This is a genomic window from Streptomyces sp. NPDC057654 (assembly GCF_042800135.1).
GTDB lineage: Bacteria > Actinomycetota > Actinomycetes > Streptomycetales > Streptomycetaceae > Streptomyces.
Genome location: NZ_JBHVHQ010000681.1, coordinates 1 through 4,720, shown reverse-complemented (window position 1 = coordinate 4,720; position 4,720 = coordinate 1). Strand labels below are relative to the sequence as shown.

Below are 4,720 nucleotides of genomic sequence, written 5' to 3'. Positions count from 1 at the left end.
GTCGCCGCCGAGGCCGCCGGGGCTGAAGGCCCGGCGACAGCCGACGCGCAGCCCGTCGCCGTCGGCAGCGACGGCATCGCGCACCCATCCGAAGAGGCGACAGCCGAAGCGGCCGAGCCCGGCCCGGCGCCCGTCGCGCCGGGGCACTCGATAGTCGCCGACGCGGCAGCCGAGCCGGCCGCACCGCAGGAGGAGGCCGAAGCCCCCACCGACCAGTCGGCGCCCGCCGCGGAGACGTCGGAGCCGTCGGCGGCCGGCTACGACGAAGCCGAGCGCGCCGCCGTGCACCGCGTGATGCGCGAGCGCCGCGACATCCGCAACGGCTTCCGCACCGACCCCGTCCCGCACGACGTGCTGCTGCGCGTCCTGGAGGCCGCGCACACCGCGCCGAGCGTCGGGCACTCGCAGCCCTGGGACTTCGTCGTCATCCGCTCCGCGGAGACCCGCCGCACGATGCACGACCTGGCCGCGCGCCAGCGCGAGGCGTACGCGAAGTCGCTGCCGAAGGCGCGCGCCAAGCAGTTCAAGGAACTGAAGATCGAGGCGATCCTCGACACTCCGGTGAACATCGTCGTCACCGCCGACCCGACCCGCGGCGGCCGGCACACCCTCGGCCGGCACACCCAGCCGCAGATGGCCCCGTATTCCTCCGCGCTCGCCGTCGAGAACCTGTGGCTCGCCGCCCGCGCCGAGGGCCTCGGCGTCGGCTGGGTCAGTTTCTTCGACGAGCGTGAGATGGTCCGCGAACTCGGGCTCCCCGAGCACCTGGAGGTCGTGGCCTACCTGTGCGTCGGGTACGTCGACGAGTTCCCGGAGGACCCGGAGCTGGTGCAGTCGGGCTGGTCCAAGCGCCGCCCGCTGTCCTGGGTCGTGCACGAGGAGACGTACGGGCGGCGCGCGCTGCCCGGCGAGGAGCCGCACGACCTGCTCGCCGAGACCCTCCAGGGCATCCGGCCGCTGGACGCCAAGGCGCTCGGCGAGGCGTGGGAGCGGCAGAAGCGGATGACGAAGCCGGCCGGCGCGCTCGGCATGCTGGAGATCATCTCCGCGCAGCTGAGCGGGCTGTCCCGGCAGTGCCCGCCGCCGATCCCCGAGCCCGCGGCCGTCGCGGTCTTCGCCGGGGACCACGGGGTGCACGCCCAGGGCGTCACGGCCTGGCCGCAGGAGGTGACCATGCAGATGGTCGCCAACTTCCTCGGCGGCGGCGCCGTCTGCAACGCCTTCGCCAACCAGGTCGGCGCCGAGGTCTGCGTGGTCGACGTGGGCGTCGCGGGCGACCTGCCGAGCACGCCGGGGCTGCTGCCGCGCAAGGTACGGGCCGGGACCGCCGACTTCACGGCCGGACCCGCCATGTCCCGCGAGGACGCGCTGCGCGCCATCGAGGTCGGCATCGAGACCGCCCGCGACCTGGTCGCCGCCGGCAACAAGGCGCTGCTGACCGGCGAGATGGGCATCGCGAACACCACCGTGTCCGCCGCGCTCGTCTCCGTGTACACCGGCATCGACCCGGCCGAGATCACCGGCCGCGGCACCGGCATCAACGACGAGATGCACGCCCGCAAGGTAGACGTCGTACGGCGGGCCCTGGAGCTGCACCAGCCGGACCCGGCCGACCCGGTGGGCGTCCTGTCCGCCGTCGGCGGGCTGGAGCACGCCGCGCTGGTCGGACTGCTGCTGGGCGGCGCGTCGCTGCGCACGCCGGTGATCCTGGACGGCGTGAGCGCCGGCGCCGCCGCCTTGGTGGCGCGGGCCATCGCGCCCGAGGCGCTGGCCGCCTGCATCGCGGGGCACCGCAGCGCGGAGCCCGGCCACGTGGCGGCACTGACGAAGCTGGGCCTGCGCCCGCTGGTCGACCTCGACCTGCGGCTGGGCGAGGGCACGGGCGCGCTGCTGGCGCTGCCCGTGGTGCAGAGCGCCGCGCGGGCCATGCACGAAGTGGCCACGTTCGACGCCGCCGGGGTCACCGAGAAGGCGTGAGCGACGGCGGGCACGGACCCGCCCGCACCGACCGCGAGAGACGGCGCCGGGGGCCTCGCGGCCCCCGCGGCAGCCGTGCGCCCCGGCGTCGCACCGTAAAGTGTGCGCCGGGGCCCGTTCCCCTGTTGACCTGCCGCTCCACCGCCGAAGCGGCGCCCCGTCGCCGTACCTAGGAGCCGCGAGCACCATGTCCGAACCCGTCGACAACGCAGGGCACGCAGCACACGCCGCCTACCCCGTCGGTCTGCGCCTCGCCGGACGCCGCGTCGTCGTGCTCGGCGCCGGGCAGGTCGCCCAGCGCAGGCTGCCCGCGCTGATCGCGGCCGGTGCGGACGTCCTGCTCGTATCGCCGTCGGCCACCCCCTCCGTGGAGGCCATGGCGGAGGCGGGCGAGCTGCGCTGGGAGCGCCGCGGGTACCGCGACGGGGACTTCGCCGCCGCCTGGTACGCGCTGATCAGCACCGACGACCCCGAGGTCAACGCCGCCGCGTCGGCGGAGGCCGAGGCGCGCCGGGTGTGGTGCGTACGCAGCGACGACGCCGAGGCCGCGTCGGCGTGGACGCCCGCCACCGGGCGCAGCGAGGGCGTGACCGTCGCGGTGCTCACCGGCCGGGACCCGCGCCGCTCCGCCGCCGTGCGGGACTCGATCATCGAGGGGCTGCGGGACGGCACGCTGCCCGCGCCGCACCACCGTGCCCGTACGACCGGGGTCGCCCTCGTCGGCGGCGGGCCCGGCGACCCGGATCTGATCACCGTGCGCGGGCGGCGGCTGCTGGCCGAGGCCGACGTCGTCATCGCGGACCGGCTCGGCCCGCGCGACCTGCTCGACGAACTGCCGCCGCACGTCGAGGTGATCGACGCCGCCAAGATCCCGTACGGGCGGTCCATGGCCCAGGAGGCCATCAACGACGCCCTCATCGAGCACGCCAAGGCCGGCAAGGCCGTCGTCCGCCTCAAGGGCGGCGACCCCTTCGTCTTCGGCCGCGGCATGGAGGAGGCCGCGGCGCTCGCGGAGCACGGCATACCGTGCACGGTCGTGCCCGGCATCTCCAGCTCCATCAGCGTGCCCGGCGCCGTCGGCATCCCGGTGACGCACCGCGGCGTCGCCCAGGAGTTCACGGTCGTCAGCGGCCATGTCGCGCCCGACGACGACCGGTCCACGGTCGACTGGGCCGCGCTCGCCAAGCTGCGCGGCACCCTCGTGGTCCTCATGGGCGTCGAGAACAGCGGCGCCATCGCCGCGGCCCTCGTCCGCGACGGCCGGGACGCGGACACCCCCGTCGCCGTCGTTCAGGAGGGCACGACCGCGGCCCAGCGCCGGGTGGACGCGACGCTGGGGACGCTGGGGGAGAGGGTCAGGGCCGAGGGCGTGCGGCCGCCGGCGGTCATCGTCATCGGCGACGTGGTCGCCGTCGGCCCCGGTACCAGCCGGTAACCGTTCCCGTCCCGCACATTGGCACCGCAACCACGACAAGGCAGTATCACCCTGTGGCCGATCTCATCACCGTCGACGACCCCGACGACCCCCGCCTGCGCGACTACACCGGACTCACGGACGTGGAGCTGCGCCGCAGGCGCGAACCCGCCGAGGGGCTGTTCATCGCCGAGGGCGAGAAGGTCATCAGACGGGCCGGGCACGCCGGTTACGAGATGCGCTCGATGCTGCTCTCGGCCAAGTGGGTCGACGTCATGCGCGACGTCATCGACGAGGTCCCGGCCCCCGTCTACGCGGTGGCCCCCGAGCTCGCCGAGCGGGTGACCGGCTACCACGTGCACCGCGGCGCCCTCGCATCCATGCAGCGCAAGCCGCTGCCTGACGCGGCCGAACTGCTGGGCAGCGCACGGCGGATCGTGGTCATGGAGTCCGTCAACGACCATACAAATATCGGCGCGATTTTTCGGAGCGCCGCGGCTCTCGGCATGGACGCCGTGCTGCTCTCGCCGGACTGCGCGGACCCGCTCTACCGCCGGTCGGTGAAGGTGTCGATGGGCGCGGTCTTCTCGGTGCCGTACGCGCGCCTGGAGACCTGGCCGCGCGACCTGGAGACGGTCCGCGACGCGGGCTTCAAGCTGCTGGCGCTCACCCCGGACGAGAAGGCCACGGCCATCGACGAGGCCGCCCCGCACCGCCTCGACCGCGCCGCCCTCATGCTGGGCGCGGAGGGCGACGGGCTCTCCGCGCGGGCCCTGATGGCCGCCGACGAATGGGTGCGCATCCCGATGGCACACGGCGTCGACTCGCTCAACGTCGGCGCGGCGGCGGCCGTCGCGTTCTACGCGGTGGCCGCCGGACGCCCCCAGGACTGACCCGGCAGGCCCCTCAGGTCCCCGCTTCCGCCGACTCCACCGGCGCACGGTGGAGTTCGCCCATGCTGTGCGCGGGCCCCTGGCAGCCCTGCGCCGCCGCGATGCCCAGCGCCACCAGCAGCGTCACGACCACGAAGACGATCAGCCGCTGCCGCAGCAGCCGGCGGTCCGGACCCGGCGAGCGCCGTCCCGTGCCGGTCGTACGGGCCGGGGGACGCGAACCGCTCCGCCCGGCGGTCCCGCGCCCACTGCCCGTACGCCCGCCGTTCGTCGTGCGCCCGCTGCCGGTGCGTCCGCCGTTGGTCGTGCGCCCGCTGCCGCCCGTACGCGGCGCGGACGCCCGTACGCTCTCCGCGGCGCGCGGCTGCTGCGGGCGCGGCGCGGGGGTGCCGCCGCCCGGCCGCCGCTCGGTGTGCTGCTCCGCGTACTCCTCGGC

General features: G+C 75.3%; 3 protein-coding genes and 1 pseudogene. 3 read left to right on the top strand and 1 reads right to left on the bottom strand.

Annotated elements, in window-relative coordinates; all coding sequences use genetic code 11:
* The 3 genes from cobT to ACFU99_RS33550 form a co-directional block, all read left to right on the top strand.
* Positions 1–1,977: nicotinate-nucleotide--dimethylbenzimidazole phosphoribosyltransferase (gene cobT, locus ACFU99_RS33560; RefSeq protein WP_384399275.1), on the top strand; the 1,977-nt coding region annotated here is incomplete at its 5' end.
* A 187-nt stretch (positions 1,978–2,164) separates the two neighbouring features.
* A complete protein-coding gene (gene cobA, locus ACFU99_RS33555; protein ID WP_384399272.1) occupies positions 2,165–3,412 on the top strand; it encodes a uroporphyrinogen-III C-methyltransferase in 1,248 nt (415 codons plus the stop codon).
* A gap of 53 nt (positions 3,413–3,465) precedes the next feature.
* A complete protein-coding gene (locus ACFU99_RS33550; RefSeq protein WP_384399269.1) occupies positions 3,466–4,284 on the top strand; it encodes a TrmH family RNA methyltransferase in 819 nt (272 codons plus the stop codon).
* A 13-nt stretch (positions 4,285–4,297) separates the two neighbouring features.
* Here the strand turns inward: ACFU99_RS33550 and ACFU99_RS33545 are convergent.
* Positions 4,298–4,720 (bottom strand): annotated as a pseudogene (locus ACFU99_RS33545) (serine/threonine protein kinase); the annotation flags it as partial.